The organism is Streptomyces sp. NPDC005775 (assembly GCF_042871565.1).
Taxonomy (GTDB): domain Bacteria; phylum Actinomycetota; class Actinomycetes; order Streptomycetales; family Streptomycetaceae; genus Streptomyces.
The window spans coordinates 759,291-783,845 of the sequence record NZ_JBIAIU010000002.1 but is presented as its reverse complement, the minus strand read 5'-3'; the positions used below and the strand labels follow the sequence as shown (position 1 = coordinate 783,845).

At 71.6% G+C, this 24,555-nt stretch carries 21 protein-coding genes; 13 read left to right on the top strand and 8 right to left on the bottom strand.

The features are described 5' to 3' along the window. The first annotated feature begins 4 nt into the window (after positions 1–4). The 3 genes from ACFYPA_RS07310 (at position 5) to ACFYPA_RS07300 (ending at position 4,022) form a co-directional block, all read left to right on the top strand. Entirely contained in the window at positions 5–1,237 is a 1,233-nt protein-coding gene (locus tag ACFYPA_RS07310; RefSeq protein WP_359318626.1) for an arginine deiminase, read from the top strand. 154 nt (positions 1,238–1,391) lie between these two features. Continuing rightward, positions 1,392–2,396 (top strand): ornithine carbamoyltransferase, encoded by a 1,005-nt coding sequence (gene argF / locus ACFYPA_RS07305; protein ID WP_389130331.1) that lies wholly within the window; start codon positions 1,392–1,394, stop codon positions 2,394–2,396. A 198-nt stretch (positions 2,397–2,594) separates the two neighbouring features. Beyond that, positions 2,595–4,022, top strand: coding sequence for an amino acid permease (locus ACFYPA_RS07300; RefSeq protein ID WP_359349271.1), 1,428 nt, complete (start codon positions 2,595–2,597; stop codon positions 4,020–4,022). 13 nt (positions 4,023–4,035) lie between these two features. Here ACFYPA_RS07300 and ACFYPA_RS07295 read toward each other — a convergent pair whose 3' ends face one another. Continuing rightward, positions 4,036–4,470: an ATP-binding protein gene (locus ACFYPA_RS07295; protein ID WP_359084501.1), complete on the bottom strand. Its 435-nt coding sequence runs from the start codon at positions 4,468–4,470 to the stop codon at positions 4,036–4,038. A 246-nt stretch (positions 4,471–4,716) separates the two neighbouring features. On the opposite strand from ACFYPA_RS07295, the gene ACFYPA_RS07290 reads away from it, so the two are divergent. After that, complete coding sequence (locus ACFYPA_RS07290; protein WP_359084500.1) at positions 4,717–5,544, top strand: enoyl-CoA hydratase family protein; 828 nt, start codon at positions 4,717–4,719, stop codon at positions 5,542–5,544. 4 nt (positions 5,545–5,548) lie between these two features. Then, entirely contained in the window at positions 5,549–7,849 is a 2,301-nt protein-coding gene (locus ACFYPA_RS07285; RefSeq protein ID WP_389130326.1) for a bifunctional salicylyl-CoA 5-hydroxylase/oxidoreductase, read from the top strand. 18 nt (positions 7,850–7,867) lie between these two features. On the opposite strand, the gene ACFYPA_RS07280 is transcribed toward ACFYPA_RS07285, so the two are convergent. Next, the gene (locus tag ACFYPA_RS07280) at positions 7,868–8,683 is read right to left on the bottom strand and encodes a PaaX family transcriptional regulator C-terminal domain-containing protein (protein WP_359318636.1); all 816 of its coding nucleotides are present in this window, start codon (positions 8,681–8,683) and stop codon (positions 7,868–7,870) included. Between the two features lie 4 nt (positions 8,684–8,687). Next, positions 8,688–10,325: an AMP-binding protein gene (locus ACFYPA_RS07275; protein WP_389130322.1), complete on the bottom strand. Its 1,638-nt coding sequence runs from the start codon at positions 10,323–10,325 to the stop codon at positions 8,688–8,690. A 121-nt stretch (positions 10,326–10,446) separates the two neighbouring features. Here ACFYPA_RS07275 and ACFYPA_RS07270 point away from each other — a divergent pair, with 121 nt between their 5' ends. Then, positions 10,447–11,574, top strand: a complete 1,128-nt coding sequence (locus ACFYPA_RS07270; RefSeq protein ID WP_359084496.1) for an acyl-CoA dehydrogenase family protein — start codon at positions 10,447–10,449, stop codon at positions 11,572–11,574. Then, a complete protein-coding gene (locus ACFYPA_RS07265; RefSeq protein WP_359084494.1) occupies positions 11,571–11,972 on the top strand; it encodes a RidA family protein in 402 nt (133 codons plus the stop codon). The genes ACFYPA_RS07270 and ACFYPA_RS07265 overlap by 4 nt, the downstream gene beginning before the upstream one ends. Positions 11,973–12,051: 79 nt before the next feature. Here the strand turns inward: ACFYPA_RS07265 and ACFYPA_RS07260 are convergent, their stop codons facing one another. Genes ACFYPA_RS07260 through ACFYPA_RS07240 form a run of 5 tightly spaced genes read right to left on the bottom strand, consistent with a single transcriptional unit; the run spans position 12,052 to position 17,514 of the window. Further along, positions 12,052–13,185, bottom strand: a complete 1,134-nt coding sequence (locus tag ACFYPA_RS07260) for an FAD-dependent monooxygenase (protein ID WP_359084493.1) — start codon at positions 13,183–13,185, stop codon at positions 12,052–12,054. A 50-nt stretch (positions 13,186–13,235) separates the two neighbouring features. Beyond that, on the bottom strand, positions 13,236–13,805 hold the full coding sequence (locus ACFYPA_RS07255; protein WP_359084491.1) for an ATP/GTP-binding protein: 570 nt from the start codon (positions 13,803–13,805) through the stop codon (positions 13,236–13,238). 6 nt (positions 13,806–13,811) lie between these two features. Next, positions 13,812–14,219: a DUF742 domain-containing protein gene (locus ACFYPA_RS07250; protein WP_389130317.1), complete on the bottom strand. Its 408-nt coding sequence runs from the start codon at positions 14,217–14,219 to the stop codon at positions 13,812–13,814. Next, entirely contained in the window at positions 14,216–14,653 is a 438-nt protein-coding gene (locus tag ACFYPA_RS07245; protein ID WP_359084490.1) for a roadblock/LC7 domain-containing protein, read from the bottom strand. The genes ACFYPA_RS07250 and ACFYPA_RS07245 overlap by 4 nt, the downstream gene beginning before the upstream one ends. After that, positions 14,650–17,514 (bottom strand): nitrate- and nitrite sensing domain-containing protein, encoded by a 2,865-nt coding sequence (locus ACFYPA_RS07240; protein ID WP_389130314.1) that lies wholly within the window; start codon positions 17,512–17,514, stop codon positions 14,650–14,652. Before ACFYPA_RS07240 ends, ACFYPA_RS07245 begins: the two co-directional genes overlap by 4 nt. Positions 17,515–17,895: 381 nt before the next feature. On the opposite strand from ACFYPA_RS07240, the gene ACFYPA_RS07235 reads away from it, so the two are divergent. From ACFYPA_RS07235 to mnhG, 6 genes are read left to right on the top strand one after another with little or no spacing between them, the layout of a single operon-like run. After that, positions 17,896–20,814, top strand: coding sequence for a Na+/H+ antiporter subunit A (locus tag ACFYPA_RS07235; protein ID WP_389130311.1), 2,919 nt, complete (start codon positions 17,896–17,898; stop codon positions 20,812–20,814). Further along, on the top strand, positions 20,811–21,440 hold the full coding sequence (locus tag ACFYPA_RS07230) for a Na(+)/H(+) antiporter subunit C (protein WP_359084487.1): 630 nt from the start codon (positions 20,811–20,813) through the stop codon (positions 21,438–21,440). The genes ACFYPA_RS07235 and ACFYPA_RS07230 overlap by 4 nt, the downstream gene beginning before the upstream one ends. Further along, positions 21,437–23,089: a Na+/H+ antiporter subunit D gene (locus ACFYPA_RS07225; RefSeq protein ID WP_359084485.1), complete on the top strand. Its 1,653-nt coding sequence runs from the start codon at positions 21,437–21,439 to the stop codon at positions 23,087–23,089. Before ACFYPA_RS07230 ends, ACFYPA_RS07225 begins: the two co-directional genes overlap by 4 nt. Next, positions 23,086–23,730, top strand: coding sequence for a Na+/H+ antiporter subunit E (locus ACFYPA_RS07220; RefSeq protein WP_359084484.1), 645 nt, complete (start codon positions 23,086–23,088; stop codon positions 23,728–23,730). Before ACFYPA_RS07225 ends, ACFYPA_RS07220 begins: the two co-directional genes overlap by 4 nt. After that, positions 23,727–24,062: a monovalent cation/H+ antiporter complex subunit F gene (locus ACFYPA_RS07215; RefSeq protein WP_359084483.1), complete on the top strand. Its 336-nt coding sequence runs from the start codon at positions 23,727–23,729 to the stop codon at positions 24,060–24,062. Before ACFYPA_RS07220 ends, ACFYPA_RS07215 begins: the two co-directional genes overlap by 4 nt. Beyond that, positions 24,059–24,412 carry a monovalent cation/H(+) antiporter subunit G gene (mnhG, locus tag ACFYPA_RS07210; protein WP_389130306.1) on the top strand — a complete coding sequence of 118 codons (354 nt, stop codon included), beginning with the start codon at positions 24,059–24,061 and terminating at the stop codon, positions 24,410–24,412. Before ACFYPA_RS07215 ends, mnhG begins: the two co-directional genes overlap by 4 nt. The last annotated feature ends 143 nt before the right edge of the window (positions 24,413–24,555 follow it).

Below are 24,555 nucleotides of genomic sequence, written 5' to 3'. Positions count from 1 at the left end.
GGGCATGGGATTCCATGTCGACTCCGAGGCCGGGCGGCTGCGCCGCGTCATCCTGCACCGCCCCGATCTGGAACTGAAACGGCTCACCCCGGACAACAGGGGTGAACTGCTCTTCGACGACGTGCTCTGGGTCCGCCGGGCCCGCGAGGAGCATGACGGCTTCGCGGCCGTGCTGCGCGACCGCGGGGTCGAGGTGCACCTCTTCGGCGACCTGCTCCAGGAGTCGCTGGAGATTCCCGTCGCCCGACGGCTCGTGCTGGACCGGGTCTTCGAGGAGAAGGAGTACGGGCCACTGGCCACCGAGCACCTGCGGGCCGCCTTCGAGGAGTTGTCCACGGCCGACCTCTGCGAGGCGCTGGTGGGCGGGATGACCAAACGGGAGTTCCTGGAGCGGTTCCGCGAACCGACGTCCGTGCGCTTCCACGTCATGGACCTGGACGACTTCCTGCTCGGCCCGCTGCCCAACCACCTCTTCACCCGCGACACCTCGGCCTGGATCTACGACGGTGTCTCGATCAACGCCATGCGGTGGCCGGCGCGGCAGCGCGAGACGGTCCACTTCGAGGCGATCTACCGTCACCACCCGCTCTTCACCGGTCCCGACGCGGGCGCCTTCCACCACTGGTCGGAGGGTCAGGACGACTACCCCTCCACCATCGAGGGCGGCGACGTCCTCGTCATCGGCAGCGGCGCCGTGCTCATCGGAATGAGTGAGCGCACCACCCCGCAGGCGGTGGAGATGCTGGCCCGGGGTCTCTTCGACGCCGGTTCCGCCCGGACGATCGTGGCACTCGACATGCCCAAGAGCCGGGCGTTCATGCACCTCGACACGGTGATGACGATGGTCGACGGGGACACCTTCACCAAGTACGCGGGTCTGGGCATGCTCCGCTCGTACACCATCGAGCCCGGGGACGGGCCGCGTGATCTCAAGGTCACCGACCATCCGCCCGAGCACATGCACCGCGCCATCGCCGAGGCGCTGGGGCTGGACTCGATCCGGGTCCTGACCGCCACCCAGGACGTGCACGCCGCGGCGCGCGAGCAGTGGGACGACGGCTGCAACGTCCTGGCCGTCGAACCGGGCGTCGTCGTCGCCTACGAGCGCAACGCCACCACCAACTCGCACCTGCGCAAGGAAGGCATCGAGGTCATCGAGATCCGCGGCAGCGAACTGGGCCGGGGCCGGGGCGGCCCCCGCTGCATGAGCTGCCCGGTGGTCCGGGACGCGGTGTAGGCGGGAGCCGGTGGCCCGGGGTCCAGGGCCCGACGTGGGGAGAGGTGCGGTGCGGCGGGTACGGACCCAGGGGTTCTCTGTATAGCGATGCATTCCATCGTATAGACTTCCAGGGATATCGTACGCGTCCCCGTCCGACCCAGGAGCAGTCACCATGGCCATAGACCTCGCAGGCCGCCACTTCCTCAAGGAGCTGGACTTCACGGCCGAGGAGTTCCGCGGCCTGATCGCCCTGGCCGCCGAGCTCAAGGCCGCGAAGAAGGCGGGGACCGAGGTCCAGCGGCTGCGCGGCAGGAACATCGCGCTCATCTTCGAGAAGACCTCGACCCGCACGCGCTGCGCGTTCGAGGTGGCAGCCGCCGACCAGGGCGCCTCCACCACGTACCTAGACCCCTCCGGTTCGCAGATGGGGCACAAGGAGTCCGTGAAGGACACCGCCCGTGTCCTCGGCCGGATGTTCGACGGGATCGAGTACCGCGGCGACAGCCAGGAAGCCGTCGAGGAACTGGCGGCCCACGGCGGCGTACCCGTGTTCAACGGGCTCACCGACGACTGGCACCCCACCCAGATGCTCGCCGACGTCCTCACGATGACCGAGCACAGCGAGAAGCCGCTGGAGCGCATCGCCTTCGCCTACCTCGGCGACGCCCGGTTCAACATGGGCAACTCCTACCTCGTCACGGGCGCCCTGCTGGGCATGGACGTACGGATCGTCGCGCCGAAGGCCTACTGGCCCGCCGAGGTCGTCGTCGCACAGGCCCACGAGCTCGCCGCGGCGAGCGGGGCGACGGTCACGCTCACCGAGGACATCGCCGACGGCGTGCGCGGCGCCGACTTCGTCGCCACCGACGTCTGGGTCTCGATGGGGGAGCCCAAGGAGGTCTGGGACGAGCGCATCGCGGCCCTCGCGCCGTACGCCGTCACCATGGACGTCCTGCGGGCCAGCGGCAGCGACGACGTGAAGTTCCTGCACTGCCTCCCGGCCTTCCACGACCTCGGCACCAAGGTGGGGCGCGAGATCCACGCCCGCCACGGCCTCACCGAGCTGGAGGTCAGTGACGAGGTCTTCGAGTCCGCGCACTCCGTCGTCTTCGACGAGGCGGAGAACCGGATGCACACGATCAAGGCCGTCCTGGTGGCGACGATGGCCACCCGCTGACACGGTCGTAGTGCGTGGCCGTGCGTCGCATGGTCATGCACCCAATTGGGTGAACATGCGTACGGGCGCCTATTATGGTCCCCGTTGGTGGGGTTCGAGCTCGCACGCTCGAACCCCATTTTCGTGTGCGGCGACCGGCCCCCACTGCCGTCACCGCACCGTCCCCCCACCTGTACCGCCAGAGATGAGACCCCCGCCGTGAGCCCCCTGCGCCTGCCCGGCCCGCCGCACCGCGTCAAGGACCCGCACCAGCTGATCGCCGAGTCCGGCGCCGACCTGGAGGGCCACGGGCTCAAGCGGACCATGGGACTCTTCCAGCTGGTGTGCTTCGGGGTCGGCGCCGTCGTCGGCACCGGCATCTTCGTCGGCCTGTCCGACAGCGTCGCCGAGGCCGGGCCCGCCGTGGTGCTGTCCTTCGTGCTCGCGGCCGTCACCTGCATCTTCACCGCGTTCTCGTTCGCCGAGCTGGGCAGCGCGATCCCGGTCTCCGGCAGCTCGTACTCCTTCGCCTACGCCACGCTCGGTGAACGCACGGCCTTCCTCGTCGGCTGGTGCCTGCTCCTGGAGTACGGCGTATCGGTCTCCGCCGTGGCGGTCGGATGGAGCCAGTACGTCAACGAACTGCTCGACAGCCTCTTCGGGTGGCAGCTGCCGGCCGCGCTCTCCGCCGGTCCCGGCGACGGCGGTGTGATCAACCTGCCGGCCGTGCTCGTGGTGATGATGGCCGCGACGCTGCTGGTGCGCGGCATCCGGGAGAGCGCCGGGGCCACCGCCGCGATGGCCGTCCTCAAGATCACCATCCTGATCATGTTCTGCGTCATCGCCTTCACCGCCTTCGAGCACGGCAACCTCACGCCGTTCGTGTCCCACGGCGCGGGCGGCGTCACCGCGGGTGCGTCGCTGGCGTTCTTCTCGTACATCGGCTTCGACGCCATCACCACCACGGGCGAGGAGGTCAAGAACCCGCGGCGCAACATCCCGATCGCGATCATGATCTGCATCGGTCTGGTCACGCTGCTCTACTGCGCCGTGGCCCTCGCCGCGATCGGCGCGCTGGGCCCGGACGCCGTCTCCGACAAGCCGGCCGCGCTGTCCCTGATCGTCGACCAGGTCACCGACTCGACCGTCGGTGGCGGGATCATCGCGTTCGGTGCGGTCGTCGCCATCGCCTCGGTCGTCCTCGCCGTGATGTACGGACAGACCCGCATCCTGATGTCGATGTCTCGGGACGGCCTGGTCCCGCGGGTCTTCGAACGGGTCTCGCCGCGCACCGCGACACCGGTCGCCAATACCTGGATCGTCGCCGTCGTCTTCGCCGTCCCGGCGGCCTTCTCCTCGCTCGACGTGGTGGTGAACCTGACCACCATCGGGACGCTGGCCACGATGGTCGCGGTCAACGTCGCCGTGATCGTGCTGCGCCGCCGCAATCCGGAGGTCAGGGGCTCGTTCCGGGTCCCGCTGTACCCGCTCAGCCCGCTCCTCGGCGTCGCCTTCTGCGTCTATCTCATGTACGGGACCGGCTGGTCGACCTGGGTGCAGTTCGCGGTGTTCCTGGCCGTCGGCGCCGCGGTGTACGTGGGCTACGGGCGCAGCCGCTCGCGGCTGGCGGGCCGGGCCGGCGGCTGACGGGTCCGGCCGGTCAGGGCGCCGGCCGGGCGGACGACGGCAGGGTGAACCACACCGCCTTGCCGCGCTCCGTCGTGCGGTGCCCGCAGGACGAGCTGAGGGTGCGGATCAGCAGCAGTCCCCGGCCGTGCTCCTGCCACGGATCGGGCAGGGAGTCCGGCTCGGGACGGGAGAGATCGCCCGGCGGAGCCGGATCGTCGTCGTGCACCTCGACCTGGCAGCCGGTCGGCAGTAGCTCCACGACCAGCTCGACGGGCTCATCGCCGGGGGTGTGCTCCACGGCGTTGGCGACCAGCTCGGCGGTCAGCAGCTCGGCGGTGTCGCTGTCGGCGGGCGCGTCGAGGTCCGCCAGCACCGAACGGATCAGCGCCCGGGCGATCGGCACAGCAGCCGCGGAGTGCGGCAGTGCGATACGCCAGGTGGCGTGGGCGGGTGCGTCGGACGGCACAACGGGGCTTCCGTTCGGGAGAGCGTGAAACGGTCCTGGGCTCAGGCGCTTCCGGAGCTCAAGTCTTCTTGGTTTCAACCTTACGAAGTCCCACGACTCGGGCAAGGGCCTGCCGACCGGTACGAACGGGACGTTCGTCACTCCGTTCCTACACTCCGCTTATCGCGTACTCGTGACGGGAGTCACGTACGAGTGATAAATTCGGGGCCAGGCAGCAGCCCGACGGCTGAAGGGGGACCACCCTCGATGAGTCCGTTTCCCAGCTCCGCGTCCCGTACGGAGGACTGGCACCATCTGCGGGTCACCACGCAGGACGGCGTCGCCACCGTCACCCTCTCCCGGCCCGACAAGCTCAACGCGCTGACCTTCGGTGCCTACGCGGACCTGCGTGACCTCCTGGCCGAGCTGTCGCGGGAGCGCTCGGTGCGTGCCCTGGTGCTGGCCGGTGAGGGGCGCGGCTTCTGCTCGGGCGGCGATGTGGACGAGATCATCGGCGCCACCCTCGCGATGGACACCGCCCAGTTGCTGGACTTCAACCGGATGACCGGCCAGGTCGTACGGGCCCTGCGGGAGTGCCCGTTCCCCGTCATCGCGGCCGTGCACGGAGTCGCCGCCGGAGCGGGCGCCGTCCTCGCCCTGGCCGCCGACTTCCGGGTCGCCGATCCCTCGGCGAAGTTCGCCTTCCTCTTCACCCGCGTAGGGCTCTCCGGCGGTGACATGGGCGCGGCCTACCTGCTGCCCCGCGTCGTCGGCCTCGGCCACGCCACCCGGCTGCTGATGCTGGGCGACCCCGTCCGCGCCCCCGAGGCCGAGCGGATCGGGCTGATCAGCGAGCTGACCGAGGAAGGCGGGGCGGACGAGCGAGCCGCGGCGCTCGCCCGACGCCTCGCGGACGGACCCGCTCTCGCCCTTGCCCAGACCAAGGCGCTGCTCACCGCCGAACTAGACATGCCGCTGGCCGCCTCCGTCGAGATGGACGCCGCCACCCAGGCGCTGCTCATGCACGGCGAGGACTACACCGAGTTCCACGCCGCCTTCACCGAGAAGCGGCCGCCGAAATGGCAGGGCCGGTGACGCTATGACGCCCTCCGCCAGCGAGCCGCCCCCGCTCCGCCGGATCGCCGTCATCGGCGGCGGGCCCGGCGGGCTCTACGCCGCGGCACTGCTCAAGCGGCTGCGCCCGGAGCGCGAGATCACCCTCTGGGAACGCAACGCACCGGACGACACCTTCGGCTTCGGCGTCGTCCTCTCCGACGAGACCCTCGGCGGCATCGAACACGCCGACCCCGTCGTCCACGCCGCCCTGCAACGCGAGTTCGTCCGCTGGGACGACATCGACATCGTCCACCGCGGCCACACCCAGACCTCCGGCGGCCACGGCTTCGCCGCACTCGGCCGCCGCCGGCTCCTGGAGATCCTGCACGAGCGCTGTACCGGCCTCGGGGTGAGCCTCCGCTTCCGCGAGGAGGCGCCGCCCGCCGCCGAACTCGCCGCCTCGTACGATCTGGTGATCGCGGCCGACGGCGTACACAGCCGGACCCGCGACGCCCACGCGGAGAGCTTCGGGCCCCGCCTCACCTCCCATCGCTGCCGCTACATCTGGCTCGCCGCCGACTTCGCCCTGGACGCCTTCCGCTTCGAGACCGTCGAGACGGCGTACGGGGTGATGCAGCTGCACGGCTACCCCTTCTCCCCCGATGCCTCGACCGTCATCGTGGAGATGCGCGAAGAGGTCTGGCACGCGGCCGGATTCGACACCTGCGACCCCGCCGAGTCCACCCGGCACTGCGCCAAGATCTTCGCCGACGCCCTCGGCCATCGGCCGTTGCGCTCCAACAACTCCTCCTGGCTCACCTTCCGTACCGTCGTCAACGAGCACTGGTCGCACGGGAACACGGTCCTCATCGGGGACGCTGCCCACACCGCGCACTTCTCCATCGGATCCGGCACCAAACTCGCCGTCGAGGACGCCCTCGCCCTCGCCGCCTGCGTCGAGGAACACCCCGGGCTGCCCGACGCCCTCGCCGCGTACGAGAGCGAGCGCAGGCCCGTCGTCGAGTCGACCCAGCGCGCCGCCGCGGCGAGCCTGCGCTGGTTCGAGGAGCTGGGCACGTACGTCGACCAGCCGCCCCGCCAGTTCGCCTTCAACCTCCTCACCCGCAGCCGCCGCGTCACCCACGACAACCTGCGGCTGCGCGACGCCTCGTTCACCGCGGCCGTCGAGGGCGAGTTCGGCTGCCCCGCAGACACCCCGCCGATGTTCACGCCGCTGCGGCTGCGGGGGCTGGAACTGCGCAACCGCGTCGTCGTCTCGCCCATGGACATGTACTCCGCCACCGACGGCGTCCCCGGCGACTTCCACCTCGTCCACCTGGGCGCGCGGGCACTCGGAGGCGCCGGGCTGGTCATGACGGAGATGGTGTGCGTGAGCCCCGAGGGCCGCATCACGCCCGGCTGCACCGGCCTCTACACCGAGGAGCAGGCAGCCGCCTGGACCAGGATCACCGACTTCGTGCACGCCGGATCACCCGGCACCGCGATCGGCGTCCAGCTCGGCCACTCCGGCCGCAAGGGTTCGACCAAGCTCATGTGGGAGGGCATCGACCAGCCGCTCGACGACGGCAACTGGCCGCTCACGGCCGCCTCTCCGCTCGCGTACGCGCCGGGTGCCAATCAGACCCCGCACGCCCTGGACCGTGCGGGTCTGGACGCCGTCCGCGAACAGTTCGCGTCCGCCGCCGCACGCGCCGACGCGTGCGGGTTCGACCTCCTCGAACTGCACTGCGCCCACGGCTATCTGCTCTCCGGCTTCCTCTCCCCGCTCACCAACCACCGCACCGACGCTTACGGCGGCACCCTGGCCAACCGGCTCCGCTTCCCGCTGGAAGTCTTCGACGCGGTCCGCGAACGGTGGCCCGACGACCGGCCGATGACCGTCCGGATCTCCGCGACGGACTGGGCCGAGGGCGGGACGACGGGCGAGGACGCGATCGAGATCGCCCGCGCCTTCGTCGCGCACGGCGCCGACGCCATCGACGTCTCCACCGGCCAGGTCGTCCCCTTCGAGCGGCCGGAGTACGGGCGCTCCTACCAGACCCCGTACGCGGACCGGATCCGCAACACCCTGTGCGTGCCCGTCATCGCCGTCGGCGCCATCTCCTCCTGGGACGACGTCAACTCGCTGCTGCTCGCGGGGCGCGCCGACCTCTGCGCCCTGGCCCGCCCGCATCTGTACGACCCGCACTGGACGCTCCACGCGGCAGCCGACCAGGGCTACACCGGACCGGGCGCGCCCTGGCCGCTCCCGTACCGCGCGGGCAGCCGCACCCCGCCGACCGGCCGGACCGACGCACCGAAACCGCGGCTGACGCTGGACTGAGCACCCGAGGGCGAGGGATCACCCCCGCACGAACCGTGCCCCCGCGTCCCGCAACCGCTCGTGCAGCCGCCCGAACACCTCCGCCGACCGGCCGCCCGGCCATGTCCGCGGAAGCAGCTCCTTCGGCAGCCCCGGATCCGCGTACGGCACCTGCCGCCAGGAGTCCAGCGCCAACAGGTAGTCCCGGTACGCCGCTTCCGGAGCCGGCGGTTCGCCCCCGCGCGCCTCCCAGGACCGCAGCACCGGCTCGTGCCGGGTCAGGAAGCCGTCGTGCAGCCGGGCCACGGCGTCGAGGTCCCACCAGCGGGTCACCGACTGCCCGGTGGCCGCGAACCCCAGATGGTCGCCGCGGAACAGCTCCACGTACGGGGCGAGGTCCAGGCGTTCCAGCGTGTGCCGGGTCTCGTCGTACAGCGCGGCCGGTGCGATCCACACGCCGGGGGCGGCCGTGCCGAAGCCGAGACCGGACAGGCGCGAGCGCAGCAGGTGCCGCTTGTGGCGCTCGGCCTCCGGTACGGAGAACACGGCGAGCACCCAGCCGTCCTCGATGCGAGGGTCCGCATGCCGGTAGATCCGCCGGTCCCCGTCGTCGAGCAGCTGGCGGGCGTCGGCCGAGAGTGCGTAGCCGGCCGCCCCGCCCGGCGTCCGGGCCGCGACGAGCAGCCCGCGCCGCTTCAGCCGGGAGACGGACGAGCGCACGGCGGGGGCCTCGACGCCGACCGCACCCAGCAGCCGGACGAGTTCCGCGACCGGCATCGGGGCGTCGCCCGGGGTGCGGCCGTACGCACCGTAGAGGGTGACGATCAGCGAGCGGGGGGTGTGCGGTTCTACCATGTGATCATTCTCGGCCCGCCGTGCCGGAGTCCGCACCGGGTTCGTCCGCGCGAAGCCGGAACCGCTGCAGTTTGCCGGTCGCGGTACGGGGGAGTGCGGGCAGGAACGTGATGAGGCGGGGGCACTTGTGCGGGGCCAGTTCCGCGCGCATGAAGGCACGCAGCGCGTCGGCCGTCAGGGCCGAGCCCTCCCGGAGCACCACGTACGCCGCCACGATCCGGCCGCGCAGCTCGTCCTCCCGTCCCACCACCGCGGCCTCAGCCACCTCGGGGTGGCGCAGCAGCGCGTCCTCGACCTCGGGCCCGGCGATGTTGTAGCCGGAGGAGATGATCATGTCGTCGGCGCGGGCCACGTACCGGAAGTAGCCGTCAGCGTCGCGCACGTAGGTGTCGCCGGTGATGTTCCAGCCGTGCCGTACGTACTCCCGCTGCCGCTCGTCGGTGAGGTAGCGGCAGCCGACGGGCCCGCGCACCGCGAGCAGCCCCGGCTCGCCGTCCGGCACCGGTTCACCGTCCCCGTCCACCACCCGGGCCTGCCAGCCGGGGACCGGGACGCCGGTGGTGCCGGGGCGGATGGCGTCGTCGGCGGCGGAGACGAAGATGTGCAGCAGCTCGGTGGCGCCGATGCCGTTGATGATCCGCAGACCGGTCCGCTCGTGCCAGGAGTGCCAGGTCGCGACCGGCAGGTTCTCACCCGCCGATACGCAGCGGCGCAGCGCGGAGAGGTCGTGTCCGTCGAGCTGGTCGAGCATCACCCGGTAGGCGGTCGGCGCGGTGAACAGCACCGAGACGTGGTGCGTCGCCAGGGCGGGCAACAGCTGTTTGGGGCCCGCCTGTTCCAGCAGCAGGGACGACGCGCCGGCCCGCAGCGGGAAGACGACCAGGCCGCCGAGGCCGAAGGTGAAGCCGAGCGGCGGGCTGCCGGCGAAGACGTCGTCGGGCAGCGGCCGCAGGACGTGCCGCGAGAAGGTGTCTGCGATGGCCAGCACATCACGGTGCAGATGCATGCAGCCCTTGGGGCGCCCGGTGGTCCCCGAGGTGAACGCGATCAGCGCCACGTCGTCCGCCGCGGTGTCCACGGCCCGGTACGGCTCCGGGCGGCCGTCGGCCAGCCGCAGCAGGTCGTCGGGCGCGTCACCCCCGTACGCCGTGATCCGCAGCCCCGGAACCTCCGCCTTCACCAGGTCGCCGACGGACCGGACATCGCACAGCGCATGGCTGATCCGGGCGATCGAGCAGATCGTGGCGAGTTCGGAGGCCCGCTGCTGCGCCAGTACGGTGACGGCGATCGCACCGGCCTTCAGCACCGCCAGCCAGCAGGCGGCGAGACGGGGCGTGGTCGGGCCGCGCAGCAGCACCCGGTTGCCGGGCACGACCCCCAGGTCCGAGGTGAGGACATGGGCGATCCGGTCGACCAGGTCCCGCAGCTCCCCGTAGCTCAGCACCCCGCCGTCGGGCGTGCGGAAGGCGGGCCGCTCGGGACCGAAGCGCTCGGTCGTCCGGTCCAGGAGCTCGGCGGCGCAGTTGAGCCGGTCCGGGTAGTGCAGCTCGGGGAGGTCGAAGACCAGTTCCGGCCACTGGTCGTCGGGTGGCAGATGTTCCCTGGCGAAGCTGTCGATGTGCGCTGAGGTATTCGGTTCCATGAAGGATCGCCCCCTTGTCGCCCTTGGAGCGTATCGTTTGGGTGACGGTAGTCAACGGTCCGCGATAAAGTCCCGGTCCCGGAGGGACGGCACCGGGGCATTCGACAGGAGAGGCGCCGGTATGTCGGCATTCTCGCTCGATCCGGCACAGACCGCCTGGTGCGAGGAACTGCGCACCCTGGCCGATGAGCGGCTGCGTCCGCTCGCCGAGAAGGGCGAGCCGGGGCACGTCAACCGTCCCCTGGTCGCCGCACTGGGGGAGCTCGGCCTGCTCGACCGGATGCTCGGCTCCGGCGCGCTCGACCTGTGCCTGCTGCGTGAATCGCTCGCCCGCGGCTGTACGGAGGCCGAGACCGCCCTGGCGCTCCAGGGACTCGGGACGTATCCGGTCGTGCAGGCGGGCACCCCCGCTCATCGCGAACGCTGGCTCCCCGAGGTCCGCGCGGGCCGCGCCGTCGCCGCCTTCGCGCTCAGCGAGCCGGGGGCGGGTTCCGACGCGGCGGCCCTCGCCCTGGAGGCCGGACGCGTGGCCGGCGGCTGGCGGCTGACCGGCGAGAAGTGCTGGATCTCCAACGCCCCGGAGGCGGACTTCTACACCGTCTTCGCCCGGACGACCGCCGGTGCCGGAGCGCGCGGCGTCACGGCGTTCCTGGTCCCCGCCGACCGCCCCGGCCTCACCGGCACCCCGCTGGACATGCTCTCCCCGCACCCGATCGGCGCGCTCCACTTCGACGGTGTCCCGGTCACCCCCGACGACGTGCTCGGCGAACCGGACCGGGGCTTCCGGGTCGCCATGAACACCCTGAACCTCTTCCGGCCCAGCGTCGGCGCCTTCGCGATCGGCATGGCCCGCGCCGCGCTCGACGCCACGGTGGAACACACCGCCGCCCGCACCGCGTTCGGCGGACCGCTGAGCGACCTGCAGGCCGTCTCCCACCAGGTCGCGGAGATGGCCACCCGCACCGAGGCCGCCCGGCTGCTGGTGTACGCGGCAGCCGCCGCGTACGACGCGGGAGAGCCGGGCGTCCCGCGGCGGGCCGCGATGGCGAAGCTGTACGCCACCGAGACCGCGCAGTACGTCGTGGACACGGCCGTCCAACTGCACGGCGCCCGCGCCCTGCGCCGCGGCCATCTGCTCGAACACCTCTACCGGGAGGTCCGCGCCCCGCGCATCTACGAGGGTGCCAGCGAGGTCCAGCGCACCATCATCGCCAAGGAGCTGTACGCGAACCGGGAGCCGTCCGCATGAGCCCGATCCACCGGATCAACCCCGCCGAACTCTCACCGCCGGCGGGCTTCTCGCACGCGGTCACCGCCACCGGCAGCCAACTGGTCTTCCTCGCCGGGCAGACCGCCCTGGACCAGCGGGGCGACGTCACCGGGAGCACCCTGCCCGAGCAGTTCGCCACCGCGCTCACCAACCTCCTCAGCGCCCTGCGCGCGGCCGGGGGAGCCCCCGCCGACCTTGCCCGGGTCACGGTCTACGCCACCGATGTCGCCGACTACCGGGCGAACGCCGCCGAACTGGGCCGGATCTGGCGCCGGCTGGCGGGCCGCGACTACCCGGCGATGGCCGTCATCGGGGCGGTGCGGCTCTGGGACGAGCAGGCACTCGTCGAGATCGACGGGGTGGCGGTCCTGCCCTGAGTACGCGAACGCCCCGTGCGGCCCGGAAAGCCGGGCCGCACGGGGCGTTCGGAGCCGTCAGGCGTCAGCGGGCAGCGCCTCAGTACGGCTGCACCAGGACGTGGGCCGCGCCCGGGATGCCGACCTTCAGCAGCTCGTCCTCCTCAGGCGTCGTCTCCCCGCCCGTCTCCTGCTTGAGCACGGCACGCGACAGCGCCTGCACCCACATGGCGCGCGGGCGGCGGCGGGCCTCCCAGGCGCCGAGCGCGGCTGCGACGTCCGCCTCGGCGTCCAGCGACTCGGCGAGCACCAGCGCGTCCTCCACCGCCATCGCCGCACCCTGCGCGAGATGCGGGGTGCTCGCGTGCGCGGCGTCACCGGCGAGGACCACCCGGCCCACGTGCCACGGCTCCTCGACGGTCACCTGGGAGATCCGCGAGTACACCACCGCTTCCGGTCCGGTGACCGCGGCGAGCGCCTCGGCGACCGGGCCGGAGAACATCGGGAGCCGCTCCTTGAGCTGCTCGTGCGCCTTCTCCGCGTCCGGCCGGAAGTCCTCGGCCTCGGCGAACACCGCGCCCAGGTACATCAGCTCGTCCGTGATCGGGGTGAGCAGCGCCTTGGCCGCCTGGCCCGCGGTGCCCATGACGACGCCCCTGACCTGCTCCTGACGGGGCACGGTGACCCGCCAGTTGGCGAAGCCGGTGTACTCCGGCGCGTAGCGGTCGCCGTACAGCCGGGTGCGCAGCGGCGAGCCGATGCCGTCGAAGCCGACGACCAGGTCCCAGCGCGCGGACGAACCGTCGGACAGGGTGACGTCGACGCCCTCGCCGTCGTCGGTGAGCTCGGTGATGGTCGCGCCGAAGCGGATCGTCGCGCCGGCCGCCGTGGCCGCGGCGCCGAGGATCTGGGAGAGCGCCGGGCGCGGGATGCCGTTGTTGGACGGGGCGTCGCCCATGCGGGGCTGCGGGATCTCGGCCAGGACGTTGCCGGTGGGATCGGCGATGGTCAGGACCTCCCACTCGAAGCCCGCCTTGAGGCAGTCATCGAGGACCCCGATCTCCCGCATGACGTGCAGGGCGTTGGACGGCTGGATGATGCCGACGCCCAGGGCCTCCAGCTCGTCGCGGAGCTCGGCGACCTCGACGGTGTGGCCGCGCCGGGCCAGGGCGGTGGCGAGCGTCAGCCCGCCGATGCCGCCGCCGTGGATCAGGACGCGCAGGGGTGTTGCCATAGGTGTTCTCTCCAGTGCGGAAGTGGTGCGAAGCGTCGGGGGAGGGGTGATCAGCCGGCCGCGACGGGCAGGCTCATCAGGTGGTCCACGAGGGCCAGCAGCACGTCACGGCCGAAGGGCCGCTCGCGTACGTCGCCGACCAGCAGGGGGACGTGCGGGTCGAGGTCGAGAGCGGCTCTGACCTCGTCCGCGGTGCGGCTGTTGTGGCCGTGGAAGCAGTTGATCGCCACGACGAACGGGATGTCCCGGCTCTCGAAGAAGTCGATCGAGGCGAAGCTCGTCTCCAGCCGACGGGTGTCGGCGATCACGACGCCGCCGAGGGCTCCGTTGACCAGGTCGTTCCACATGAACCAGAAGCGCTCCTGGCCCGGTGTGCCGAACAGGTAGACGACGAGTTCCTGACTGACCGTGATCCGGCCGAAGTCCAGGGCCACGGTGGTCGTGTCCTTCTGTCCGACACCGGCCAGGTCGTCGACGCCGATGCTGGCCTTGGTCAGGAACTCCTCGGTGCGCAGGGGCGCGACCTCGCTGACGGCGCCCACGAGAGTGGTCTTGCCGACGCCGAAGCCGCCGGCGACGAGGATTTTCACGGCGGCGGGGGCCGCCTGACTGATGGTCATCTTGGCTCAGAGTCTCCCGAGTCCGTCGCGAAGGGCGGCGAGCATTCCCATGTCGGCGCCGCCGGCCGCCCGGGCCACCGAAAGGGGCGCACGGGCGAGCAGCAGGCCCTGGGCGACCAGGTCCGCCAGCAGGATCTTGGTCACCGAGACCGGGAGGTTGAGGTCCGCGGAGACCTCGGCGACCGCGGCGGGACGCAGACAGCGCTCCAGGATCATCCGGTGCTCCGGCTGGAGCCTGCCCGGGTGGATCGCCGCGCCGTGCCCGTCCCGCGGGTCGTGCGCGGTCGTCAGCACGGTGATGAGGGTGAAGTCGTCCCGCTCGGGAGCGGTCCGGCCACGGGTGATGGTGTACGGACGCACCATGGTGCCCGCGCCGTCCTCCTCCGTCTCCTCGTCCTCCCAGGGCGGGGTCACGCGCGCGGCCCGTCCCCGCTGCCGAAGGCGTTGAAGTCGCCCCGCACCGGAGTGCTGAGCTTCTGGCCGACCTGCTGGACGAGGTTGTGCATGGCGAGCGACATGATCTCGGCGTCCACCTCCTGGGAGGCGACGACGGCCAGGTGCGTGCCCTGGGCCGCCGAGATGATGAAGAGCCAGAGATCCGACAGCTCGACGATCACCTGGTGCACGTCGCCGCCGTTGAAGAGCTGGCCCACACCGCGGGCCAGGCTCTGCTGCCCGGTGCAGATGGCGGCAAGCCGCTCCGCGTCGGACCGCTCGACGGTGCGCGAATGGCTCACCACCAGGCCGTCGTCGGAAAGCAGCACGGCGTTCAGGGTCTCGGCCACCGAGTCCACCAAACCGTCGAGCAGCCAGTCGAGGTCCTGGTGAGTGGCGGTTGTGCGTGTCATGACCGTTCTTCTCTCGTGGGGAGGGGTGCGGGAGGGTCGGGCTGCGTCGGCGGCTCGTCGGTCGCGCGGGCGGCGCGGGACCGACGCTGGAAGGCTCCGATGGCGGCACCGGCGCGGCGCGGGGCCGGACGGGACTGCGGATTGGCCGGCCGGCTCGGCGACGGGGACGCGGTGGTCCCGGAGGCCGGCGTGATCCGCAGTTCGTCCACGAGGCTGGCCTGGCGCACCCGGCGCGGCAACGGGGGTTCCGCGGCGGGTGCCGCCGGCAGTGCGGGCCGCCCCGGCCCGCTCTCCCGGCCGGTCGTGCCCGCCGCCGGCGGGGCCGGATGGTCGGGTTCGGCCACCGGGAGCTGGCGGGGGTGTCCGGCGGCCCGTTCCGGTTGCCGGGGTGCGGGCGCCGGGAAGCCGGTCCCGTCGGGGACGCCCGCCGCGTACGGTCCCGGGTACGGCTGATGCGGAGTCATGTACGGCTCCTCGGGCGTCTGGTAGGACTGTTGCGGTACCGGGTACTGGCCCTCGGCCTTCATGTAGGGCTGCTCGGCGTCGGCGTACGTGTTCCCGTGGGTGCCGGCGTAAGCGGTGTCGCCCGGGGTGCCGTAGGGGCTCTGATCCGCACCGCCGTACGGGGACGTGGGCACGGCCTGGCCGTACGTACTCCCCGGCGTGCTGTCGGCGTACGGGGTGTATGCGGTGACCGGATCACCGAACGGGTGGTCGACGGGGGCCGGCTGCGGCTGCTCCTCCCGGTCGGGGAAGGGCTCGTCCGCCACCGTGTAGGGCGCGGCGGTGGTCTCGAACGGTGCGCCCGAGGCGTGCAGCGCCGTGACGCCGGCCAGCGCCTGGCCGCGGCCGCGGCTGGGCAGCGCGTCGGTGTCGCGGGTCGGGGCCGGTTCCGGGACGGGTGCCGCGCCGGTTTCCTCGGGGGAGGGCACGGCCACCGGACCGGAGTGCGGGCCGGGGACGGTGAGCGCGTCGGGCACGAGCACGACGACCCGGGTGCCGCCGAAGGCCGAATGGCGGAACTCCACCCGCAGACCGTGCTGGTCGGCCAGGCGCGCGATCACGTACAGACCGAGCCGGATGTCGTCGGCATGCGCCAGCACGTCCATCCGGGGAGGCCTGCTCATCAGCTCGTTCGCCTCGGCGAGCTGCTCCTCCTCCATGCCGAGCCCGCGGTCCTCGACCTCGATGGCCAGGCCCCGGCTGACCCGGGCCGCCCTGACCTCGACGGGGCTGGGCGGCTTGGAGAAGGTGAGGGCGTTCTCGATCAGCTCCGCCAGTACGTGGGAGACCGGGCCGACGGCCCGCTCCGAGAGCCACGGGGCGCCGTCCAGGTCCAGCACCACGCGCTGGTAGTCCTGCACCTCGCCCTGGGCGGAGCGCATGACGTCCAGCAACGGAACGGGCTTGCGCCAGCGCCGGTGCGGGGAGCCGCCGGCGAGGATCACGAGGTTCTCCTCGTAGCGCCGGAGGCGGGCGGTGAGGTGATCGAGGTCGAAGAGGCCGTCCAGCACCTCGGGGTCCTCGTGCTTGCGCTCCAGCTCGTCCAGCTTCTTCAGCTGCTGACCGATCAACTGCTGGGTGCGGCGCGCGATGCGCTGCAGCAGCCGTTCGAAGCCGCGGTGCTGGTCGGCCTGTTTGACGGCTGCCTGGAGCGCACTCGTGCGGGCCAGGTCGAGCGCGTCGCCGAGCTGGGTCAGCTCGTCGGCCTTGCCGCCGTCCTTGCGGTCGTGGCCGATGGCGCGGGCCTCGGCCTCGACGTCGATGCGTTCGCCCTTGCCGAGCCGCTCGACGACGTCGGGCAGGGTCTTCTCCAGCTCCTCGGCCCGCTCCTGGAGCCGGCCGATCCGGCGGCGCAGGTTGCGGGTGAGGCGCCAGGTGATCCAGATGACCGCGATGACGGCGAGGAGGCCGACGACCGTGGTGAGGACGACCCTGATCAGCAGGGAGATGACACTGTCCTTGCCGTTCGCGACGACGAGGTCGGTACGGTGCTCCATCAGCTTCATCAGCTGGGGCGTGAGCTCGTCCATCGCGCCGCGCCAGGTCTTCTCCTGGACGCCGAGGCTGACGAAGCCGGCGCTGTCCGGGTCCGCCGGCCGCAGGACCTCGCTCTCCACCCGGGTCTTGGTCTTCCAGGCCGAACCGCCGGAGATCTCCTCCCACATGGCCTTCTCGTCCGCCGGAAGGTAGGGAACGACCTTGGTGGTGTACTGGAAGGACTGGCCGGAAACGGCCTGCCGGACCTGCTGGAGGTCCTCCGTGCTCAGCTTGCCCTTGGGCCAGCCGCGGGCCAGCAGGGCGTCCGAGCGGGAGATCATCTCCTTGGCCCAGAACAGGTCGACCAGCGGCTGCGAGAGGGTGGTGATCTCACCGTTGTCCACATGGCTCAGCGCGGTGAAGAGCTTCAGGTCGACGGCGATCAGGTCCGTGTAGTAGCGGTACACGGCCTTCTGCTGGTCGTTGTCCCCCTCGTTGACGAGGGCGCGCTGCGCGGGGAGTTGGGTGATTGCCGTACGGGCCTGGAGGACCGCGTCCTGGACCTCGCCGGGGGCGTCGTCGGTGGCGATGTCCGAGAGGGACTGGAAGTCGGCGATCGCTTCGTCGGTCAGCTTGCGCTGCTTGCGGAGTGCGTCGGTGGCACCTCCGTTGCGGGCCAGAGCCTCGGCGCTCAGCCGCCGCTCCTCCTGCAGGTTGTAGTACACGATGTTGGACGGCTGGCCGGCTTTCTGGGCCAACTGCCCCTGGGCTGCCTGCCTTTGGAAGTCGAGCAGAGTCTGACCACTGGTGACGGCCCAGAGGGCGGCCAGTGCGACACCGGGGACGATGGCCAGTACGAGCAGGGCCGTCCGCAGCGACATTGTGGTCGAGTCGGTCCGCCTTGACGCGCGCGTGCGCAGGGCATGCTCCTTGACGTGATGCCAGCCTCGCGACTGGTCAAATCCGTTGAAAACTTCGACAGATAGATATTAGTCACACTGCAAAAAAGAAGAGGAAGCGGGCTCACATGTGCAACACCGATCACTCACAGAACCACCATCAACGCGCGGAGCTGTCCGGAAAGTGACGTTACGGCGTCGGTGCCGAGGCGGAACGGCGGCGGCTCGGGCTGCTGCCGCGAGAGGCGGATGACGGTCCATCACCGTCCGTGCGGCGCGCCGTACGGGTGAAGTGTGGTCGGGGATATATCTGTACTTAGTGCCCTTTGTCTGTTCTGTAACTTCTCCCGCCGCACCGGCCGTATGACCGCGCTCGTCATCTGCCACTTCGTCCTCGCCGCGTGCGCGCGTCCGCTGGTGCGGCGCCTGGGCGCGCGCGCCTTCGTGGTCCTCGCGCTGCCCCCGGCCGCCACCACCTGCTGGGCGCTCGCCCAGTGGGACACGGCGGCCTCCGGTGCCTCGGTCACCTGGTCGTGGACCTGGATCCCGGCGTACGACGTCTCCGTCGGCCTGCGCCTGGACGCCCTCGCCGAACTCATGGTGCTGCTGGCTGCGGGCGTCGGCACGCTCGTCCTGCTCTACTGCGCCTCGTACTTCAAGGACGGCACCCCCCAACTGGCGGGATTCGCCGGGAACCTGCTCGCCTTCGCCGGGGCCATGCTCGCCCTCGTCCTCAGCGACGACCTGATCACGCTCTACGTGTTCTGGGAGCTGACCACGGTCTTCTCCTACCTGCTGATCGGGTACGACAGCGAGCAGCGGCACAGCCGCCGCTCCGCCCTCCAGGCGCTCACCGTCACCACCTTCGGCGGACTCGGCATGCTGGTCGGCTTCCTGATCATCGGTCGGGCCGCAGGGACCTACCGCATCTCCGCGATCCTCGCCGACCCGCCCGCCACGAGCCTCGCCGTCTCCGTGGCCGTCGTGCTGATCCTGTGCGGCGCCCTGTCGAAATCGGCGATCTGGCCGTTCAGCCTGTGGCTCCCGAACGCCATGGCCGCGCCCACCCCCGTCAGCGCGTATCTGCACGCCGCGGCCATGGTCAAGGCCGGTGTCTACCTGGTCGCCCGGCTCGCCCCGGGCTTCGCCGACGTACCGGTCTGGCGGCCCGTCGTGATGATCCTCGGCGCCGCGACGATGCTGCTCGGGGGCTGGCGTGCCCTGCGGCTCAACGACCTCAAACTCGTCCTCGCCTACGGCACCGTCAGCCAGCTCGGCTTCCTCACCCTGCTCGCCGGCATCGGCAACCGGGACGCGGCCCTGGCCGCCGCCGCCATGATCCTGGCCCACGCCCTGTTCAAGGCGCCGCTGTTCCTCGTCACCGGCATCGTCGACCATGCCGCCGGCACCCGGGACCTGCGCAGACTCTCCGGCGTCGGGCGGTCGCTGCCGCACGTCTGCGCCGTCGCCGTGATCGCCGCCGCCTCCATGGCCGCGCTGCCCCCGCTGCTCGGCTTCGCGTCGAAGGAGGCCGCCTTCGATGCGCTGCTGCACGGCGACACCGCGGACCGCTGGGCGCTGGGCAGCACGGTGGCCGGGTCGATGCTGACCGTCGCCTACACCGTCCGGTTCGTCTGGGGTGCCTTCTGGCGCAAGCCCGGTGTCGCCGACACCCCGGTCCACCGGGTCGGATGGGCCTTCCTCGCGCCGCCCGCGGTGCTCGCCGTCTGTGGGCTGGTGCTGGGCCCCGGCGTCGGCTGGACCGACCGGCTCCTCAGCGCGTACGCGGACGCCTTCCCCGCCCCCGCCCACCCGTACCACCTCGCGCTCTGGCACGGCTGGGGCACCGCCCTGACGCTGTCGGTCATCGCCACGGCCGGCGGTGCGGTGCTCTTCGCCGTGCGGGCCCCGGTCGTACGGTTCTCCCGGCGGATCGCCTGGCCGACCGCGGACAGCGTCTTCGGCCATCTGCTGCTGGGCCTGGAACGGCTCTCCCTCCAGATCACCGGATTCGTCCAGCGCGGCTCCCTTTCGGTCTACCTCGCCACCACCCTGCTCGTCGTGCTCGCCGGCCAGCTCGCCGTGCTCGGCGTCGACCGGCCCTGGCGCGGCGCCGCGGCGCCGCGGCTCTGGGACGTACCGCTGCAGGGCGCCGTCGCCGTGCTGACCTGCGCGGCGGCGCTGTTCTGTCTGACCGTCAGACGGCGCATGAAGGCCGTGGTGCTGGCCGGGCTCACCGGATACGGGACCGCGCTGCTCTTCGTCGTCCAGGGCGGACCGGACCTGGCGCTCACGCAGTTCTGCGTGGAGACGGTGTCGATGATCGTCTTCGTACTGGTGCTGCGGCGGATGCCGGTGCACTTCCAGGAATCGGTGAGCACCTGGCGGCGGACCGTCCGCATCCCGGTGGCGCTGGCCGCCGCGGCCACTCTGAGCGTCGTGGTGTGGGTCGCGGCGGCCGCCCGCACCGCCGAGCCGGCGGGCGCCGCCATGGTCGAGGAGACCGCTCACCACGGCCTCAAGGACGTGGTGGCCACGATCCTGGTGGACCTGCGTGCGTGGGACACGATGGGGGAGTCCGCCGTCCTGGCCACCGCGGCGATCGGCGTGACGAGCCTGATCTACCTGCACCGCCGCGCCGAGGGGGACCCGGCACCGCCCAAGGCCCGGCCGTACACCGCGTGGTCGGTCACCAGGCCCCCGCTGGCGGGGCTCCCGCGCGGCGACGAAGGGGCGCCGGAACGCGGCTGGCTGGCGGCCGGCGCCACACTCGCGCCCGAACACCGATCCATCGTCTTCGAGGTGGTGGCCCGGCTGCTGTTCCACCCGATCCTGGTGCTCTCGGTGTACCTGCTGTTCTGCGCCGAGAACATGCCGGGCGGCGGATTCGTCGCGGGGCTCGTCGCCGGCGTCGCGCTGATCACCCGCTACCTGGCGGGCGGCCGCTTCGAACTCGCCGAGGCCGCGCCCCTGCAACCCGGACTCTTCACCGGCCTCGGCCTGTTCCTGTCCACCGGAGTGGCCCTGCTGGGACTCGCGGACGGCACGGTCCTGCACGCCTGGACCCACCACGGGCACCTGCCGCTGATCGGCGACTACCACTTCGGTACGCCGGTGATCTTCGACTGCGGGGTCTATCTGCTGGTCCTGGGCGTGGTGCTCGACATCGTGCGGGCCCTGGGCGCCAAGGTCGACCGGCAGATCGAGCGGGCCGCGGCCGAGAAGGCGGCAGCGGGCCACGCGCCCGGCCCCGACCCCGAGACGGGAGGCGCCACACCGTGACCGTCAGCGCCTCGCTCCTCGCCACCGCCGCGGTCCTGTGCGCGGTCGGCGGCATCCTCATGCTCACCCGGCCGCTCACCCGCATCCTGCTGGGCGCGGTCATCGCGGGCAACGGCATCAACCTGCTCGTCCTGTCCGCCACCGGATCGGCCGGCCGCGAACCCCTGCTCTACGGCGTCGAACTGGGCCGGGTCACCGACCCGCTGCCCCAGGCCATCGCCCTCACCGCGATCGTCATCACGCTCGCCACCACCGCCTTCCTCCTCGCCATGGCCTACCGCAGCCACCAGCTGACCGGTACGGACGAGGTGCACGACGACGACGAGGACCGGCGCATCGTGCTGCGAGCCGAGGTGCTGGGGGAGCGCGACGAACTGCGCGAGCGCTACCGCGCCGCGGACGACCTCACCGCCGGGGAACGCCGTCGCTACCGCGAGGAGCGCCGCCGCCTGCGGGCCAGGCTGCGCGCCGACCGCGCCCTCCAGGCCCGCGGCCGGGACGCGAGCGGAGACCTGTGGCACGACGTCCTGGGCGCCGACCCGGAGGACTACACGCCGCAGCGGCCCACCGAGCGGCCGGAACCCCCCAGCACCCCCGACGACGCGAACCGAGGAGACACCGGGTGAACGCACTCGTCCCCCTGCCGGTGCTGCTGCCGCTCTGCGCCACCGGCCTGAGCCTCGCCTTCGGCACCCGGCTCAAACGGTTCCAGCGCTTCATCAGCGTCGCCGTACTCACCGCCGTACTGGGGCTTTCTGTCGCCCTGATGATCGCCGCCGACATGAACGGCCCGCTCAGCGTGCACCTCGGCGACTTCGCACCGCCGCTCGGCATCACCCTGGTCGCCGACCGGCTCTCCGGACTGATGCTGACCGTGTCCTCGGCCGTCACCCTCTGCGTCCTCGTCTACTCCCTGGGCCAGGGCATGGCCGACCGGGACGAGGAGACACCGGTCGCGGTCTTCCACCCCGCCTACCTGATCCTGGTCGCCGGGGTCTCCTGCACCTTCCTCGCCGGTGACCTCGTCAACCTCTACGTCGGCTTCGAGATCATGCTGGTCGCCAGCTTCGTCCTGCTCACCCTCGGCGGCACCGGCCCCCGGATCCGGGCGGGTTCCACGTACGTGATCATCTCGCTGTTCTCCTCGATGCTCTTCCTCACCGCCATCGCCATGACGTACGCGGCCACCGGCACCGCCAACTTCGCCCAGCTCGCCGGCCGCCTCGCCGAACTGCCGCTGGGCGTACAGACGCTGATCCAGGCGATGCTGCTGACCGTCTTCGCGATCAAGGCCGCCGTCTTCCCCCTCGCCGCCTGGCTCCCCGACTCCTACCCGACAGCCCCGGCCCCCGTCACCGCGGTCTTCGCCGGGCTGCTCACCAAGGTCGGCGTCTACTGCATGCTGCGCACCGAGACGCTGCTCTTCCCCGGCAACCGGCTCGGCGACCTCCTGATGGCCGCGGCACTCGCCTCGATGGTCGTGGGCATCTTCGGGGCCGTCGCGCAGACCGACCTGAAGCGGCTGCTCTCGTTCACCCTCATCAGCCACATCGGTTACATGGTCTTCGGTATCGGTCTCGCCACCCGAGAGGCGTACGGCGGAGCCATCGTCTACGTCGTCCACCACATCACCGTCCAGACCACGTTGTTCCTGGTGGCCGGACTGATCGAACGGCGGGGCGGCACCACCGAACTCACCCGGCTCGGCGGCATCGCCAGAGCCGCTCCGCTGCTGGCCGTCCTCTTCTTCGTACCCGCGATGAACCTGGCCGGCATTCCGCCGCTCTCCGGCTTCATCGGCAAGCTCGGACTCATGCGCGCCGGTGTCGCCGACGGCAGCGTCTGGGCGTGGATCCTCGTCATCGGGTCCACGGTGACCAGCCTGCTCACGCTGTACGTGATGGCCAAGGTCTGGAACCTGGCGTTCTGGCGGGCCGCGCCCCCCGGCCAGGCCGCGGACGGCACGGTCCTGGAGTCGGACGACGACAGCGACGACGACAGCGACGAGGGCCCCGACCGGATGCGCGGCACCGGCGACGAAGGGGTACGCCCCCGCCACGAGCCGGCCGGTCGCGCGGTCGCGGCCACCCTCCACGGACACGCCGTCACGACCACGACCAGGCTGCCGGTCCTGATGACCTGGGCCACCGCGGCGACGGTGACGCTCGGCCTCGCCTTCACCGTGTTCGCCGGGCCGCTGACCTCGTACACCGACCGCTCGGCCGCCGAACTCATCGCGCGCGCCCCCTACATCGAGGCGGTGCTCGGCCGGTGAAACGCCTGATCACGTTCCCCCGCGGGAACAGGAACCTTCCCCCGTTCAGCTTCCAGTTCGGCAGCCGTAGGCCGCGTGTGCTCGAACTCCCGCTGATCGCCTGGCTCACCGTCATCTGGGTGATGCTCTGGTCCAGCCTGAACTGGGCCAACGTGCTGACCGGCGCCGTGGTCGCGGTGGCGGTCTGCCTGGCCTTCCCCCTGCCGAAGGTCGATCTGGGGCTGCGACTGCACCCCTGGGGCATCCTGCGGCTGGTCACCTATCTGCTCTACGACATGTACACCTCCGGAGTGAGGGTCACCCGGCAGATCTTCGCCGACCGCCCGCACCGGGCCGCCGTCATCGCGGTGCCGCTGCGCTGCCGCTCGGACCTGATGCTCACCGCGACCGCCGTGGCGGTGTCGAACGTGCCGGGGGGATCGGTCGTCGAGGTGCGCCGCGCCACCGCCACCGTCTTCGTGCACGTCCTCGACGCGGACCGGCCCGCCGAACTGGACGCGGCCCGGCGGTCCGTCTGGCGCATGGAGGAACTGACCGTCCGGGCCTTCGGTACCCGCGACGAGATCGACCGCGTCGCCGGACCGCCCCCGTCGCCGCCGCACACCGGCGAGCGGCCGGGAGACCAGGAGGAGGGCGCATGAGTGTGCCGGAGACCGTCGACCGGGTGTTGCTGACCGCATCCGTCGTGCTGATCGTCGTCGCCGGAGCGTGCCTGCTGTTCCGCATCTGGCGCGGACCCTCGATGCTCGACCGGGCGCTCTCGCTGGACGTCTGCGCGGCCCTGATCATCTCCGGTCTCGGCGCCAAGTCCGCTTTCGCACGCGATCCGTTCTACTTTCCGATCATGCTGGTACTGGCCTTCCTCGGCTTCACCGGTTCGGTAGGCATCGCCCGCTTCATCGCGGTGCGCGACCGGCCGCCGGGCCGGCCCCGCCCCGACGGCGACGGCCGGACCGGCAAGGAGACGCCATGACCGTCTGGCTCCAGATCGTGGACACGGTGGGAGCGGTCCTGCTGCTGATCGGCGCGGCCATCTGCCTGCTCGGCGTGATCGGCATGCTGCGGCTGCCGGACGTCCTCTCCCGCAGCCATGCCGCGACCAAACCGCAGTCCCTCGGCATGCTGCTGGTCCTGGCCGGGATGGCGCTGCGGCTGCGCAGCGGCATGGATCTCGCGACGCTGGCGCTGATCGGCTTCTTCCAGCTGATGACCGGTCCGGTGGCCGCACACCTGGTCGCGCGTTCCGCGTACCGCACGGGGCAGATCGACCACGGTGAGCTGCTCTTCGACGAGTTGGACGAGCAGCTCACCGAGGAGGGCTGACCGCCGCTCCAGCCGTTCCCCGGTGATACCCGGTCCGGTCCGCGGAGGCCCGCTCCTCGTCCCTCGCCGACCGCCCCGGGGCGCGGATCTGGCTGAGACCGGGGCAGAGGCCAACGGCCCTGCCCGCGCGCGCCGTTGGTCGG

Coding starts and splice junctions, on each gene's coding strand:
- ACFYPA_RS07310 (WP_359318626.1), top strand. CDS start 5: ATGGGATTCCATGTCGACTCCGAGGCCGGGCGGCTGCGCCGCGTCATC.
- argF (WP_389130331.1), top strand. CDS start 1,392: ATGGCCATAGACCTCGCAGGCCGCCACTTCCTCAAGGAGCTGGACTTC.
- ACFYPA_RS07290 (WP_359084500.1), top strand. CDS start 4,717: ATGAGTCCGTTTCCCAGCTCCGCGTCCCGTACGGAGGACTGGCACCAT.
- ACFYPA_RS07285 (WP_389130326.1), top strand. CDS start 5,549: ATGACGCCCTCCGCCAGCGAGCCGCCCCCGCTCCGCCGGATCGCCGTC.
- ACFYPA_RS07280 (WP_359318636.1), bottom strand. CDS start 8,683: ATGGTAGAACCGCACACCCCCCGCTCGCTGATCGTCACCCTCTACGGT.
- ACFYPA_RS07275 (WP_389130322.1), bottom strand. CDS start 10,325: ATGGAACCGAATACCTCAGCGCACATCGACAGCTTCGCCAGGGAACAT.
- ACFYPA_RS07270 (WP_359084496.1), top strand. CDS start 10,447: ATGTCGGCATTCTCGCTCGATCCGGCACAGACCGCCTGGTGCGAGGAA.
- ACFYPA_RS07265 (WP_359084494.1), top strand. CDS start 11,571: ATGAGCCCGATCCACCGGATCAACCCCGCCGAACTCTCACCGCCGGCG.
- ACFYPA_RS07260 (WP_359084493.1), bottom strand. CDS start 13,185: ATGGCAACACCCCTGCGCGTCCTGATCCACGGCGGCGGCATCGGCGGG.
- ACFYPA_RS07255 (WP_359084491.1), bottom strand. CDS start 13,805: ATGACCATCAGTCAGGCGGCCCCCGCCGCCGTGAAAATCCTCGTCGCC.
- ACFYPA_RS07245 (WP_359084490.1), bottom strand. CDS start 14,653: ATGACACGCACAACCGCCACTCACCAGGACCTCGACTGGCTGCTCGAC.
- ACFYPA_RS07240 (WP_389130314.1), bottom strand. CDS start 17,514: ATGTCGCTGCGGACGGCCCTGCTCGTACTGGCCATCGTCCCCGGTGTC.
- ACFYPA_RS07235 (WP_389130311.1), top strand. CDS start 17,896: ATGACCGCGCTCGTCATCTGCCACTTCGTCCTCGCCGCGTGCGCGCGT.
- ACFYPA_RS07215 (WP_359084483.1), top strand. CDS start 23,727: ATGAGTGTGCCGGAGACCGTCGACCGGGTGTTGCTGACCGCATCCGTC.
- mnhG (WP_389130306.1), top strand. CDS start 24,059: ATGACCGTCTGGCTCCAGATCGTGGACACGGTGGGAGCGGTCCTGCTG.